A 13,548-nucleotide genomic window follows, 5' to 3' on the forward strand; every position below is an offset into this window, starting at 1 on the left:
GGCATCCCGAACCCCCCAGCGCAAAGCGCGCCAAACTGTTCGCGATGTCCTCGCACACCTGTTCGCGATGTCCCCGGTCCAAACAGGGGGAAGATTAGCGCTCAGCCGTTACAACTCAAGCCGCCTGCGGTTCCGGCTCGAAGGCCGGGCGGCTGGTGTTGATCAGCAGCGAGATGCAGGCGGCGGCTATTGCCGTCATACCGGCGATCAGGAAGGCAAGCTCGTAATTGCCTTGCAGCTCGCGCATGGTGCCGCCGAAGAAGGCCGCTGTCGCGGCGCCAACCTGATGGCCGGCGACGATCCAACCGAAGACGATCGGTCCGCTGCGGTCGCCGAACGCCTCGTTGGAAAGCCTCAGCGTCGGCGGCACCGTGGCGATCCAGTCCAGTCCGTAAAACACGGCGAAGATGATCAGGCTGGTTGCCGAAAAGCCGGAATAGGGCAGATAGATCAACGACAGGCCGCGGATGCCGTAATAGACGCCGAGCAGCTTGCGCGGATCGAAACGGTCGGTGAGCCAGCCCGATAGCGTCGTGCCGATCAGGTCGAAAATGCCCATCATCGACAGCAGGCCGGCGGCTTGCACTTCGCCTATGCCCATGTCGCCGCAAAAGGCGATCAGGTGCGTGCCGACCAGCCCGTTGGTGGTGAAGCCGCAGACGAAGAAAGTGGCGAACAGGTACCAGAACACACGTGTACCGGCGGCGCGGCGCAGCGTGCTCAGCGTATGCGAAAGGAAATTGCCTTGCGCGGCCGGCGGCGCCGGCGGCACGTCGTTGGCATCGGCGCCATAGCGGACCATGCCGATCGAGGCCGGGCGCTCCGGCACCAGCATATAGACCAGCGGCACCAGGCAGGCGGTGGCCACGGCAATGGCGATGGCGACCGGCTTCCAGCCGCCTGACTGGGCGAGCGAGGCGAGCAACGGCAGGAAGACCAGCAGCCCGGTGGCGCTGGACGCCGACATCAGTCCCATCACCAGGCCGCGATTGGTCTTGAACCAGCGGTTGACGATGGTTGCGCCGAGCACGGTGGCGACGGCGCCCGAGCTGACGCCGGAAAACACGCCCCAGGTGAGGAGCAGATGCCACGGCTTGGTCATCAACAGGCTGAGCGCGGTCGATCCCGACATCAAAAGCAGCGCGGCAAGCAAGGTGCGGCGCAGCCCGATCCGCTCCATCAGCGCCGCGGCAAACGGCCCGGTCAGGCCATAGAGGAAGATGCCAGTGGCAGCGGCCAGTGAGACGACGTCGCGCCGCCAGCCGAAACTGTTCTCCAGCGGCAGCATCATGACTGCCGGCGCCGAACGCAGGCCCGCTGCGATCAGCAGGCAAAGGAAGATGACGGCGACCACGACGAAAGCGTAGCGCTGGCCAAACGGGCGGGATTGAGCTATCATGTTACTGACCGGTACGTTGCAGGAGCGCGAAACATACGTACCGACCGGTAACATTGTCAACCAGCTAATCGGTACACCAGACATGAAAAGCATTGAACCAACGATCAAGGCGAATGACGCACCGCCGCCTCGCGCCGCCGAACGGATTCTCCAGGTGGCGCGCGACCTGTTTTACCGGCAAGGCATCAGGGCGATCGGCGTCGACGAGATCGTGCGGCGTGCCGGCGTCACCAAGCCCAGCCTCTACCGCAGCTTTCCGTCCAAGGATGAGTTGGCCGCATCCTATCTCCGGCACTATGACCTCGAATTTTGGGAGCGCTTCGACGAGGCGGTGAATGCCCATCCCGGCGATCCGCGCGCGCAGATCCTCGCCTTCCTGACGCGTGTCGGCAAGCGTACGCAAAGGCCCGATTATCGCGGCTGCGGCATGACCAATGCCGCGGTCGAATATCCCGAACATGGCCATCCAGCCCGCGTCGTGAGCGAAGCCAACAAGCGGGAATTGCGCCGGCGCCTGCGTGCCATGGCGGCAGAGATGGGCGCCGGCGACGCCGACACGCTAGGCGACGGGCTGCTGCTCCTGATCGAGGGCGCCTATATCAGCGGCCAGCTGTTCGGTGTCGGCGGGCCGGCGCAGTCGGTCGCCCGCAACGCCGACCTTCTGATCGAGGCAAGCTTGAAGAAATAGCGTTCCGTTTACCAGATCACTGTGAGCAGCCTGAGTTCGTCTAGGCTGCTGCTAGATTTGACGGTACGCTGCGGCAGCCCGAACGGAGTTGTCCGCCATGCGCGCTCTTTTGATCCCGCTTGCCTTCGCCGGCTTCTGCAACGCCGCCCGGGCTGGCGACATATCCAGCGTCTATACCGATCTCGTCTGGGAGAAGGACTGCGTGACTTATGCCCAGGCGGAGGAAGGCGACGGCGACTGGGCCGACCTCGCCTGTTCGGGTTATGGCGGCTACCCGGTGATGGTTTCCTACGACGACGCGCGGGAATCGCTGTTCTACGGCTTTCCACCCGGCGATATGACCACGGTCTGGGAAAGCTTTTCCGGCCTCAACTCGGCTGGACCTAAAGTCGAGTGGCGGATCGAAACCAACGGCAAAACTACCATTCCGTTCGCCGTCATTCATCGTCGCTCGATCAGCGATACCGAGGGCGAGAACAAGTCGACGGAAGTGTTGATCGTCGCCAAGGTTGCCCAGCCTGACGCCCACGAAGGCTGCACGATCGGCCTTGTGCTCGCCACCGGCAATCCCGCCGCCAACGATCAGGCGCGCAAGCTTGCCGACGAGAAGGCACGCACCTTCGCCTGCGGCAAGGACAAGCGCGTAGTGATCGGCGACGCGCCCGCTTTCGGCCGCGTCGACAACTGATTATTTGCGCCCGATAATTATTTGCGCTTGGCCCGCTCGATTGCCTCGACGATCATCTTCTTGGCATAGGCCGCATCGTACCAGCCTTCGATCTTAACCCATTTGCCGGGTTCGAGATCCTTGTAGTGCTCGAAGAAATGCTGCACTTGCTGGCGGGTAATGTCAGGCAATTGCGTGTATTCGTGGACGTCCTCGTAGCGTAAGGTCAGCTTGGGCGAAGGCACCGCGATGACCTTCTCGTCCTGGCCGGCATTGTCCTCCATCACCAGCACGCCGATCGGCCGCACATTGATGACGCAGCCTGGCACCAGCGCGCGCGTGTTGCAGACCAGCACGTCGATCGGGTCGCCGTCGCCCGATAGCGTGTGTGGTACGAAACCGTAATTGCCGGGATAGCGCATCGAAGTGTGAAGGAAGCGGTCGACGAACAGCGTGCCGGCCTCTTTGTCCATCTCGTATTTGATCGGCTCGCCGCCGATCGGCACCTCGATAATGACGTTGACGTCCTCGGGCGGGTTCTTTCCGCTGGCAATCGCTTCGATCCGCATCGCTTTATCCCTCTCTCGATTGAAGATCGATAGCGGCCGATGGCGAATGGTGCAATGCGGCGAATGGTACTGGGGGGATCGTCCGAACCGAAACCGGCCGGATCATGCGCTGGCCGTCATTCCCAGACGAAAGCGACCTTCTTCAGCGCCTTCTGCTCGAAGATCTCGACGCCCTCGGCCACATCGCGGCCGCCGGCGCCGGCATAGAAGGCAAGTGCGTTCTGATTGTCTTCCAGCGCCCAAACCACCATGCCTTTCAGGCCATGGTCGGCCAGCCGTGCCCGTGCGGCTGCGAACAGCCGGCTGCCGAGCCCGATGCCTTGATACTCCGGCCGCAAGTAAAGCTCGTAGATCTCGCCCTGCTGCCTGAGCTCACGTGCTCGGTTCTTGCCGATCGTCGCGTATCCGGCAATTTTGCCGCCGATTTCGACGACCAAGACGGTGGCGGCCCGGCGAATGGCATTTGCCCACCAATCGGCACCGCGGCGGTTGATCATCGATGTCAGTGTACGGTGCGGGATGATGCCCGAATAGGCGCCGCGCCAGGCCTCGAGATGCACGTCGGCAATGGCGGCTGCATCGCGTGGTTCGGCTTTCCTGATGTCGATGCTCAGCGTATTCATGATTGGTTAACCATAAACCCGCCGCGCCCGATTGCAAGAGTCCGGTCGGCCGCCGCGATGCTTTCACACAGCCGAACAGTGCGTCCTTGAGACGCTGGAAAACCGCTTTTAGCGAGATCAAATCTCGACCAGATGGTCGTCCAGTTCGTTGCTGTCGCCGGTCGAGACCGGAAAATGCTCGGCCAGTACCGCACCGACCGCTTCGATCGCCTTGACGAACCCGTCGGCAAGCCGATCGTCGCCGGCATGCGCCGTAAGGTCGCGGACGACACCGTCCCAGACATGCTGGCCGACACGAGAATCGATGCCGCTGTCGGCGACCACCTCGGCATAGCGCTCGGCGATCGAGACGAACACCAGCACGCCCGTGCGCGCCGTGGTGCGGTGGACGTTGCGGGCGAGAAACTGCTTCATCGCATTGGCGTGGGCGGCTTGGTAGCGCAGACGCCTCGGCACCAAATGGATGCGCAATGCGGGCAATGCCCACAACAGAATGAGCACACTGGCAAGCGCCAGCAGCTCGGCGATGACGAAATGCGGCAAGCGGATCGACAGCCACCAGGCTTCCAGCCCGTAACCGACGGCGAGGCTGACGATGAGCATGCCTAGCATCGCCATGAAAGCGGCCGGGAAAAAATAGCCGTCGCTGGCATGCGCCACGACGCAGTAGATCTCGCCGTCGGTCTTTGCTTCGGCAGCGCGGATCGCATCGGCGATCCGCTCATGATCTTCGGGGCTGATCGGTCGTGTTGCCATGATTGATGTCTCACCAGCTTCCTGAAGAACCGCCGCCGCCGGACGAACCGCCGCCACCTGAAAACCCACCACCCGAACTTCCGGACGACCAACCGCTGCCGGAACTTCCAGACGACCAGCCACTGCCGGACGAGGTCCCCGACGTCCAGCCAGCGCCACCGGAGGATGACGAAGCTGGCCCACGGCCGTAGCGGAACGTCATGCCCAGCCACTTGTACACGCCCGGCGACAGCTTCGTGCCGAAGATCGGCGGCAGGAATGCCATTGCCAGGCCGCCGAAGAACATCGTCGCCCACAGGACGATGAACAGAACGAAGATGGGATCGACAGGATTGTCATTCGCCGGATTGCGCTTGCCGCGCGCTTCCAGCTCTTCGGGATTGCCTTCCAGCACCATGATCATGTCATTGACGGCCTTGCTGATGCCGCCAGAGAAATCGCCGGCACGGAAGGCCGGCACCATGTCGTTTTCGATGATCAGCTTGGTGTGCAGGTCGGTCAGCGTGCCTTCCAGCCCATAGCCGACCTCGATGCGCATCTTGCGGTCGTTCGGCGCCACCAGAAGCAGGACGCCGTTGTTCTCCTTCGCCTGGCCCAGTTTCCAGGCGCGGAACAGCCGGTTGGCGTAAGGCTCGATCTCCTCGCCGTCGAGGCTGGGGATGGTCGCGACGACGATCTGGTCCGAACCTTTGGTCTCGAAATCGGCAAGCTTCTGCGTCAGCGCCGCCTCGGTTGCGGCATCGATGATGCCGGCATTGTCGACGACTCGTCCGGTCAGCGCCGGCAATTCGGCGGCAATGGCCGCGAAGCCGACCAGCAGCACCGCCATGCCCATAAGCGCGGTGCCGATCGTTTTGATGAAACGGCCGAATTCCACCGGGCTGATGGCGTGTCTTGTCATCTCGTCACCAACTTCCCGAGGAGCCGCCGCCACCGGACGAACCGCCGCCGCCGGAAAACCCGCCACCGCTTGAACCCGACGACCATCCCCCGCCGGAACCTCCCGACCAGCCGCCGGATGACCGCCGGTTTGGCTCGAAGGTCATGCCCAGCCAGCGATAGCGGCCGGGACCGATCTTCTGGCCGAAGATCGGCGGCAGGATGGAGGCTGCGAGGCCACCGAAAAAGATGATTGCCCAGATGGCTATGAAGATCGTGAAGAACAGATCGTCGCTGTTGAACGGCGCCTGCTGGTTGCGTTTACCGCGCGCTTCCAGCTCTTCGGGATTGCCCTCCAGCACCATGATCATGTCGTCGACGGCCTTGCTGATGCCGCCAGAGAAATCGCCGGCACGGAAGGCCGGCACCATGTCGTTTTCGATGATCAGCTTGGTGTGCAGGTCGGTCAGCGTGCCTTCCAGCCCATAGCCGACCTCGATGCGCATCTTGCGGTCGTTCGGCGCCACCAGAAGCAGGACGCCGTTGTTCTCCTTCGCCTGGCCCAGTTTCCAGGCGCGGAACAGCCGGTTGGCGTAAGGCTCGATCTCCTCACCGTCGAGGCTGGGGATGGTCGCGACCACGATCTGGTCCGAACCCTTGGTCTCGAAATCGGCAAGCTTCTGCGTCAGCGCCGCCTCGGTTGCGGCATCGATGATGCCGGCATTGTCGACGACCCGTCCGGTCAGCGCCGGCAATTCGGCGGCGAGAACGATGAGAGGGAGCAGGAGAAAGGTTAGAACGAAGCCAAGAAAAATCAGGGCGGCGTTTCTTCCCACCCCCCGCTGTGGGGAGATGTCCGGCAGGACAGAGGGGGGCGCGAAGGAATACAAGGCCAACAGGCCCAGGCTCAACAGGCGCCGTTCACCCGCCTTGCGTGGTGTTGGTGCCGAAATCGACCTTCGGCGGCTGCATCTTATCCTCCTCGATGGTGAAATTCGCAAACGGCTGGTTGCCGCGAAACCACAAGGTCGCCCAGATCACCGACGGGAAGGTCCTCAGCGTCAGATTGTACTCTCTCACTGCCTGGATATAGTCGCGGCGAGCGACCGTGATGCGGTTCTCGGTGCCTTCGAGTTGTGCTTGCAGCGCCAGAAAGTTCTGGTTGGCCTTGAGATCGGGGTAGTTCTCCACCACCGCCAGCAGGCGCGACAGCGCGCTGGTCAAGCCGGCCTGGCTGTCCTGGAATTTCTTGAAGGCTTCCGGATTGTTCAGCGTTTCCGGCGTCACGGTCACCTGCGTCGCCTTGGCGCGCGCTTCGACCACGGCGTCGAGCGTATCCTTCTCGTGCGCGGCGTATCCCTTGACCGTGTTGACAAGATTGGGGATGAGATCGGCGCGGCGCTGGTATTGATTTAACACCTCGCTCCATGCTGCCTTGGCGTTTTCCTCAGCTGTCGGGATGGTGTTGTAGCCGCAGCCCGCAAGCAGCGGCAGCATGACGGCCATGACCAGGAACGCAGCTAAATTACGGAAGATTGGCGGTGAACAAAGGCGCTGGGCAAGCATGATAAGGTCCCCTCGATAGCATTGGCAGGCGAAGCATTAGCACAATCCTTGCGTAAGAAAATGACTTCGGCCGAGAAGTGTTACTGGTTTCTGCCATTCACCGTCAGGCCCTGTGACAGACAAGGCGAACGGGTTAAGCTCGGCATGAAACGGGGTATCACCATGGCGAAACGCCACGGCAGCGACGCGGAATCGCGCCGCATCATGGAGCGGGTGGCGCGCGAGACCGACCCGGGCGGCACCTCGTTCCTCGCGCGAACAGCCAGAGGTGCGCGCGACCGCGTCACCGCGGCCGATGCCGACCGGTCGGATCCGATCGAATATTGGGGCACCCGCATCGGTCGGGCAGCGGGCTTGCTTATTGCCATCGGCCTGTTGATCTGGCTCGTGCTTTTCGTCACCAGGGGCAGTTAGGAAAAATCAATGAGTGCCGAAAAAACCGACGCGCCGCGCGCGGTCATCGTCGTCTCCAGCCATGTCGCACGTGGCTCGGTCGGCAACCGTGCCGCCGTCTTTGCGCTGGAGACGCTCGGCTTTCCGGTTTGGGCGGTGCCGACCGTCATCCTGCCCTGGCATCCGGGCCATGGCCGGGCCACCCGCATCGTGCCGCCGATGGACCAGTTCAAGGCGCTGATGACCGACCTCGAGCGCGCGCCGTGGCTGGGCGAGGTCGGCGCCGTGCTGTCCGGCTATCTCGGCGAGGCTGGCCAGGCCGACGCCGTTGCTTCGCTGGTCGGCGCGGTCAAGGCGAAGACACCGGAAGCCCTCTATATCTGCGACCCGGTGATGGGCGATTCGGGCGGCCTCTACGTACCTGAGCCGACCGCTATCGCCATGCGCGACCGGCTGATGCCGATCGCCGATATCGCCACGCCCAACCGCTATGAGCTGGAATGGATGGCCGGAGCGCCGCTGCCAGACCTGAAATCGGCAATGGCTGCGGCCCTGCAGGCCGGCCCACCGGCCATGCTGGTCACTTCGGCGCCGGCGATGATGGCCGGCGGCACCGGCAATTTGCTGCTCACAGGCAGGGAGGCGCTGCTTGCCGAACACCGGCTCATCGACAAGCCGCCGAATGGGCTCGGCGACCTGACGGCTGCCGTCTACCTGGCGCGGATCCTGTCCGGCCAGCCGGCCGCCAAGGCTCTGCAATCGACCACCGCGGCGGTCTACGAGATCCTGGCGCGCACCGCCAAGCGCGGCGGCGACGAGTTGCAGCTCGAGACCGATGCCCAGAGCCTGTCGCACCCAATGGCGATGGTGCAGCTTCGCCATCTCCTGCATCCGGAACGGGACCGCCGGGCGTGACTCGGGCCGAAAACGCCGTGCCGCAGGACGATGCGCCCGAGGATGTTGTGCCCGACCATGTTGTGCCCGAGAGCGTTGTGCCCGAGGACGTTGTGCCCGAGGACGTTGTGCTTGTCGGCGTCGACGGTTGCAAGGCTGGCTGGATTGCCGTCCGCCGCGATCCCGGTGCGGCACCGTCTACAACCGTTTTCCCAAGCTTCGCGGCGTTGCTCGACCGACTGCCCGTCAATGCGATCGTGGCGGTCGATATGCCGATCGGCCTGCCCGATTTCTCGCAAAGAGGCGGTCGCGGCCCGGAGGCGCTGGTGCGGCCGCTGCTCGGGGCTCGGCAGTCCAGTGTCTTTGCCATCCCCTCCCGCGCCGCGCTCTACGCCGAGATCGAAGCCTTCACCACGGTCGATGCCTGGTACGCCGCACATCGCAAGGCAAGCGAGGTGGCCAGGACGACATCAGATCCGCCGCGCGGCGTCTCGATCCAGGCCTTCGGCATCTTCGCCAAGATCCGCGAGATCGATTCGCTGCTGATCGCGCGGCCCGAACTGCGCAGCCGCGTCTTCGAATCGCATCCGGAAGTTGCCTTCTGCAAACTGAACGGCGACCGCGCTATGCGCCTGCCCAAGAAGATCAGGGGCAACATCAATCCGGCCGGCATGGCCGAACGCAAGGCGCTGCTTGCCCAGCATGGCTATAGCGAGGATTTTCTCGAACAGACGCCGCCGCGCGGCGCGGCTGCCGACGATTTCCTCGACGCCGCGGCAATGATGGTGGTTGCCGGACGCATCGTCAGAGGCGAGGCAATGCCGTTTCCGGATCCGCCGCTCGCCGATCGTTTAGGCATTCCGGTCGCCATTTGGGCCTGAGGACCAGGGCGTCAGGAGCGTGATCTGAGCGCCTCGTTGAGTGCCCACATATCCTTCTCCTCGGGCGCGGTCTCCAATCCGAGCACGGGAATTTGCTTACGCAAATGGTCGTGGTGGGTGCGCACGCCATATTCGAGATCGGAGAGGTAAAAACCTCCGAAGGCTTCGGACAGCATAGATTCGTTGGACCATATCGAGAGCTGCACGTCCTCGGCCAGCGTGTCGCGATCGATGCGGTGGGATAGGTAGCGCGCAGCCGCCTGTTGCCTGGTCTCGTCGCGATAGCGGTAGATGGCGCCGCGCAGCAGCGTCTCACCCGTCGACAGCGGGAATTCCTGATAGAACTGCACCGATTCCGGCATGATCGACAGCACGTTGTTCGGGAAGATGCTGTAGTAGATCCAGGCCTTGCGCAGGTGCTCCGGCAGGTGCTTCGCCTCGGGTGCGAGCTTGATATATTGCGCGACGCTCCAGCGCCGTCCGGCATGCGGATTGTAAGTGGCGAAGGAGCGCGACACGCCGTTGACGAACGGCTCGTCGAAATAGGTCGCACCGTAAAGATCCTGCAGCGCCGGATGTGCCATGGCGACGTGGTAGCCTTCATTGTCGACGTCGCGCACCGACTTCCAGTTGACCGGCGTATTTTGGGTCCAGATGCCCCGGGACGGCACCATCTCGACCACGCCGTAATGAGCAATCTCGGCTTCGATCGGCTTCAACAGCTCGGCCACGGATGGCTGCGGCCCACCCTTGCGGAAGCGGATGAAGATGAAGCCCATCCAGATTTCGAGCTCGAGCGGCATCAAGCCGAATTCGGTCTTGTCGAGGTCGGGGAAGGAACGCGGGCGGGCAGCACCGCGCAGTGTGCCGTCGAGATTGTAGACCCAGCCATGGAAAGGGCAGACCAGCGCGTTCTTGCAAGTGCCCTGACTGTCGGCGACAACGCGACTGCCGCGGTGGCGGCACATATTGTTGAAGGCGCGTACAACGCCATCCTTGCCGCGCACGATCAGCGCCCGCTCGCCGACCACATCCATCGTCAGATAGTCGCCGGCGTTCGGCACGTCGCAGACATGGCCGGCGATCTGCCAATGATTGCGGAAGACGTGCTCTTTCTCGAGTTCGAGCAAGGCGTCGGAATGATAGCTCCAGCCCGGCAGCCCCCGCCGATCCCAATCGTTGGGAATTGCCACGTCACGCAGATGCGGGTTCATAAAGGCTCTTTATTTATTGAATGATCGTTCAATAAAAGCATATTTTCCGTTGAAATGCAATGGCTTGCAAAAATGGGGAGAATTCTTGGCGGGAAATCGAGCCGGATTTGAGAGCCGAGTCCGAACGATCGAAGCCGGGAAAATCCCGGGAATTCCGGACGTTAATCCCCTCACGCTTGTTGAGCGCCCGACGCTCCGTGGGCCTGGCAAGGCGACGTGGATCTGGTGCCGTGGGTAGCGGAAAACGAGAATGCCACCTGTGCTGCAGCTACGCCTGATCGCTTTGCCCAGGAATGGCCGCGGGCTTGGTTTCATGCCGGTTACACAATCGTTAATCCATCATCGTTGGCCGGTTACAAGGTGCGATTAGGTTCGTTTCAACAGAGAAAAGAAGAAGACCGAAGGAAACGACGATGCGTACGAAAATCCAGATCACCGATACCGACCTTCGCCAGCAGGGTCCCCAGCGTAGCGACCGGCGCCCGAAGCTGGCGCTGCGCCAGCGCGCCAGTGATCATCCAATGGCGATGTTCATGCTGCTGGCGGCTGCCGCATTTGCCGGCATGGCGTTGACGCCGACTGTCGGTCCGGCCTTCGCCTCACTGAACCCGCCGGCCAACCTCATCGATGGCGCGACGACCACCACCAAGACGGCGCGCCTGCCGATTTCGGAGATCGATTTCGCCTGCAAGGGGCAGGCCTGGGGCGCCGAGAGCCTAGACTGCCTGCGCGTCATCGCCGCCCAGTCGGGCAAGGCACGGCCGGTCCGCATGATCGCCAACGCCGCCCCGCTGGCCGATACGCCGAACGTTTTTTGATTTTTTGCGAGCGCCCTCCAGCACTCCAGTCAGGCTCCCGCCGCAATGTCGGCCGGGAGCCTTTTTCTTCCGGGAGAGATGGCGGAGTCTAGCCGCCCAGAGCGGCCTGCTCGGCAATGGCCGAGAGCACGCCGCGCACATCCAGCGTGCTGAACGGTTTTTCGAGGATTGGCGGCCGTTGCGGCGCCGGCAGCGCCTCGATCTCGCCTTTCGCGCCGATCAGATCGCCGGTGACAAGCACGAAGCGCCGCGCTAGACCCGGCAATTCGCCGAGTAGCTCGCGATAGACGGCTATGCCGCTGGTGCCGGGCATGCGCAAATCGGAAAACACGATGTCCGGCGGGACATGGCCACTCAGCGTAGCGGCGGCCGAGACCCAGGCCGGCACGATCCGCGACTTGATGCCCATCAACTCCAGAATGTCGGACAGCGACGCGGCGACATCCGGCTCATCGTCTATGATCAGCGCGTGACGCAAGCCGCTCGACCGCGACGGAGCTTCGCCGGCGGCGGCCGCGCCGGCCGCGATCGCCGGCAGCTGCACGACAAAACGCACACCTCTCGGCGAAACCTCCTCGAACCAGATATTGCCATTGTGCCGCTCGATGATCGATTTCGAGATTGACAGACCGATGCCGGTACCGACACCGACCGGCTTGGTGGTGAAATAGGATTCGAATATGCGTGAACGTATCGCTTCCGGCACGCCTGGTCCGTTGTCCTCGACCGAGAATCCGGGATTGCCGCGGTCGCTGCGAAACGTCCGGACCTTGATCCGGCGGTCGCCGGCAACGCCGGCCAAGGCATGCTGGCTGTTGATGAGGAAGTTGGCGGCTACCTGCGTCACGTGGTCGGCATCTGCCATGGCCAGCAGTGGGCCGCTGGCGAAATCGGTGTCGATGATGATGCCGCTCGACCGTGCGCCATAGGCGGTCACTTCGAGTGCGGCGCGGATCACCTGGTTGAGGTCGGTTTCTGCCTGTGCAGCCGGGTGCAGGCGGACCATCGACAGGAAGCTCTTGACGATACGGCCGCAGCGCTCGGCAGCGGCGCGCACCTTTTCGGCGCGCACCTTGGTCTGCGGATCGGCGGCGAATTCGTGCAGCAGCGTCGACTGGGCGACAACCACGGCCAGCGGATTGTTGAGCTCGTGCGAAACGCCGGCGAGCAGCGACCCCATTGCCGCCATCTTCTCGTTCTGGTGCAGTTTTTCGCGCTGGCGGTTGATTTCCTCCTCAGCCCGCAACTTGTCGCGCAGGTCGCGGATGGAGCCGAAGATCAGCTGGCGATCGGCGACCCGCATCTCGGTTGCCGTCAGCTCGATCGGAAAAACCTCGCCGGCGGCATTCTGGGTGACCGTTTCAAGCCGTTGGCCGACCATCGGCGCACCGCGGCCCGACATGTATTCGGCGCCCGACGCATAGCCCTTGCGATAATATTCCGGCACGACCGTATCGAGCAGGTCCTTGCCGAGGATATCGCTGCGCCGATAGCCGAACATCTTCTCGGCGGCCGGATTGAATTCGATGATCGAGCCGGTCTCGTCGATGACGATGATAGCATCGAGCGAAGCCTGCAGCATGGTGCGGCGAATGACGTCGCTGGCATGCGCGTCGGACGGCGACCGTTCGATGGCATCGCCGATGGCGAGTGCCACCATGTGCAACGCCGCCTCTTCCTGGTCGGTCCATTCGCGTTCGTGGATGCAGTCGTTGATCGCCAGCGTGCCCCACAAATTACCGTGCGAAAAGACCGACACCGAGAGGAACGACTTGATGTTCTGCTTTTCGAAATCCGTCCGCAGAAAGCCTTCGAGATCGCGTGTGTGCCCGGCGAAGATCTTGCCTTGACGCTCGTCCTCCGCCAGCCGTTCCAGCAATGGGTCCGAATCGACGACCGACTGCATGATGACGGTCGGTGACGCCAGCTCGCCGCCAAACCGGGGGGCGATCCAATAAGCGGCGACCGACTGGGCGAAGCCCTGGCCGGGCAGTTCGCGCAGGCGAAACAGGATGCCGCGGTGACAATCCATGGCTTCGCAAAGCGTTTGGAGGATACCCTCCATCTCGCGCTGCCAGTCACCGGCTTCGCGCAGCCGGCGAACCACATGCACGGCCACCATCGCCGCGCCCTGCCTGGCGCCCTGCACGTCCACGCGTGTTGTTTCAGCCGTCATGATCAGCCGTCATTTCCTGGCCGCG

At 63.1% G+C, this 13,548-nt stretch carries 15 protein-coding genes; 6 read left to right on the plus strand and 9 right to left on the minus strand.

Features of this window, described 5'->3' with window-relative positions:
* Window positions 1-115: 115 nt before the first annotated feature.
* Entirely contained in the window at window positions 116-1,399 is a 1,284-nt protein-coding gene (locus NKJ17_RS23885; RefSeq protein ID WP_352509068.1) for an MFS transporter, read from the minus strand.
* A gap of 82 nt (window positions 1,400-1,481) precedes the next feature.
* Here NKJ17_RS23885 and NKJ17_RS23890 point away from each other — a divergent pair, with 82 nt between their 5' ends.
* Together NKJ17_RS23890 and NKJ17_RS23895 are read left to right on the plus strand one after the other, a co-directional pair.
* Window positions 1,482-2,087, plus strand: a complete 606-nt coding sequence (locus NKJ17_RS23890; protein ID WP_352509069.1) for a TetR/AcrR family transcriptional regulator — start codon at window positions 1,482-1,484, stop codon at window positions 2,085-2,087.
* A 97-nt stretch (window positions 2,088-2,184) separates the two neighbouring features.
* A complete protein-coding gene (locus tag NKJ17_RS23895; RefSeq protein WP_352509070.1) occupies window positions 2,185-2,775 on the plus strand; it encodes a hypothetical protein in 591 nt (196 codons plus the stop codon).
* 17 nt (window positions 2,776-2,792) lie between these two features.
* On the opposite strand, the gene ppa is transcribed toward NKJ17_RS23895, so the two are convergent.
* From ppa to NKJ17_RS23925, 6 genes are all read right to left on the minus strand, one after another.
* Window positions 2,793-3,323, minus strand: coding sequence for an inorganic diphosphatase (ppa, locus tag NKJ17_RS23900; RefSeq protein ID WP_023721304.1), 531 nt, complete (start codon window positions 3,321-3,323; stop codon window positions 2,793-2,795).
* Between the two features lie 116 nt (window positions 3,324-3,439).
* The gene (locus NKJ17_RS23905; protein ID WP_254817749.1) at window positions 3,440-3,946 is read right to left on the minus strand and encodes a GNAT family N-acetyltransferase; all 507 of its coding nucleotides are present in this window, start codon (window positions 3,944-3,946) and stop codon (window positions 3,440-3,442) included.
* Window positions 3,947-4,063: 117 nt separating this feature from the next.
* Entirely contained in the window at window positions 4,064-4,702 is a 639-nt protein-coding gene (locus tag NKJ17_RS23910; RefSeq protein WP_352509071.1) for a TPM domain-containing protein, read from the minus strand.
* 10 nt (window positions 4,703-4,712) lie between these two features.
* Complete coding sequence (locus tag NKJ17_RS23915) at window positions 4,713-5,537, minus strand: TPM domain-containing protein (protein ID WP_502896210.1); 825 nt, start codon at window positions 5,535-5,537, stop codon at window positions 4,713-4,715.
* Window positions 5,538-5,607: 70 nt separating this feature from the next.
* Complete coding sequence (locus tag NKJ17_RS23920; RefSeq protein WP_352509073.1) at window positions 5,608-6,417, minus strand: TPM domain-containing protein; 810 nt, start codon at window positions 6,415-6,417, stop codon at window positions 5,608-5,610.
* An 85-nt stretch (window positions 6,418-6,502) separates the two neighbouring features.
* The gene (locus NKJ17_RS23925) at window positions 6,503-7,147 is read right to left on the minus strand and encodes a LemA family protein (protein ID WP_352509074.1); all 645 of its coding nucleotides are present in this window, start codon (window positions 7,145-7,147) and stop codon (window positions 6,503-6,505) included.
* Window positions 7,148-7,309: 162 nt separating this feature from the next.
* Between NKJ17_RS23925 and NKJ17_RS23930 the strand changes: the two genes are divergently transcribed.
* From NKJ17_RS23930 to NKJ17_RS23940, 3 genes are all read left to right on the plus strand, one after another.
* Window positions 7,310-7,561 (plus strand): hypothetical protein, encoded by a 252-nt coding sequence (locus NKJ17_RS23930; protein WP_352509075.1) that lies wholly within the window; start codon window positions 7,310-7,312, stop codon window positions 7,559-7,561.
* Window positions 7,562-7,570: 9 nt separating this feature from the next.
* Window positions 7,571-8,455: a pyridoxal kinase PdxY gene (gene pdxY / locus NKJ17_RS23935; protein WP_352690243.1), complete on the plus strand. Its 885-nt coding sequence runs from the start codon at window positions 7,571-7,573 to the stop codon at window positions 8,453-8,455.
* Between the two features lie 92 nt (window positions 8,456-8,547).
* On the plus strand, window positions 8,548-9,315 hold the full coding sequence (locus NKJ17_RS23940) for a DUF429 domain-containing protein (protein ID WP_352690300.1): 768 nt from the start codon (window positions 8,548-8,550) through the stop codon (window positions 9,313-9,315).
* Window positions 9,316-9,326: 11 nt separating this feature from the next.
* Here NKJ17_RS23940 and NKJ17_RS23945 read toward each other — a convergent pair whose 3' ends face one another.
* On the minus strand, window positions 9,327-10,529 hold the full coding sequence (locus tag NKJ17_RS23945) for an aromatic ring-hydroxylating oxygenase subunit alpha (RefSeq protein WP_352690245.1): 1,203 nt from the start codon (window positions 10,527-10,529) through the stop codon (window positions 9,327-9,329).
* Window positions 10,530-10,942: 413 nt separating this feature from the next.
* Between NKJ17_RS23945 and NKJ17_RS23950 the strand changes: the two genes are divergently transcribed.
* Window positions 10,943-11,347 carry a hypothetical protein gene (locus tag NKJ17_RS23950; protein WP_352649429.1) on the plus strand — a complete coding sequence of 135 codons (405 nt, stop codon included), beginning with the start codon at window positions 10,943-10,945 and terminating at the stop codon, window positions 11,345-11,347.
* An 88-nt stretch (window positions 11,348-11,435) separates the two neighbouring features.
* On the opposite strand, the gene NKJ17_RS23955 is transcribed toward NKJ17_RS23950, so the two are convergent.
* The gene (locus tag NKJ17_RS23955) at window positions 11,436-13,523 is read right to left on the minus strand and encodes a PAS domain S-box protein (RefSeq protein ID WP_352690246.1); all 2,088 of its coding nucleotides are present in this window, start codon (window positions 13,521-13,523) and stop codon (window positions 11,436-11,438) included.
* Between the last annotated feature and the right edge of the window lie 25 nt (window positions 13,524-13,548).

Origin of the sequence: Mesorhizobium sp. M0208 (genome assembly GCF_040322015.1) — a bacterium.
GTDB lineage: Bacteria > Pseudomonadota > Alphaproteobacteria > Rhizobiales > Rhizobiaceae > Mesorhizobium.